The organism is Pseudomonas sp. SIMBA_067, assembly GCF_046534675.1.
In the GTDB taxonomy this organism is placed as follows: Bacteria; Pseudomonadota; Gammaproteobacteria; order Pseudomonadales; family Pseudomonadaceae; genus Aquipseudomonas; species Aquipseudomonas putida.
Map to the genome: position 1 here is coordinate 1 of NZ_JAWRYH010000063.1, position 435 is coordinate 435.

The 435-nt window shown below is 57.9% G+C and carries 1 protein-coding gene; it reads left to right on the forward strand.

Features of this window, described 5'->3' with window-relative positions; translation table 11 throughout:
• Positions 1 to 435 (forward strand): hypothetical protein (locus SB765_RS28095; RefSeq protein WP_410932282.1); only part of this gene is annotated, 435 nt, incomplete at both ends.

Here is a 435-nt window from a genome sequence, read left to right on the forward strand (position 1 = left end):
GCAACTGAGTGAGATAGAAAGCATCATCCATGAACAGATCGCCAGTGATCCGCAGGACTGGCTAGCGATTGTCGCCACCTCCCACAGCGATGCCCAGGCCTTGCTGTATCAAGCCAACGTGCTCGAGCTGCAACGCCAGGCTCAGGCATCCAGCCGTTCCGGCAAAGAGCTGGAACAGTACCGAGCCCGGCGGCAGGGGGAGCAAGGCGAGACACGCATTCGCCGGATCGTCGCGTTTTTTTCGCAGTTTTTCTTTCCCTTGTTCGGTGTGTCCAATGATGTTTATGAGCTGCTGCTTGCGGCGCGCCATTACCATCGCTTTGGCGATGCGCACGATGCTGTCGATGTGGGTTTCATGAGCAGTTTTTTGATCGTCGACCTGCTAGTGAATGTCATGCCCGGGCCGAAGCCGGCGGGGCAGGTGGCATCGCGTGT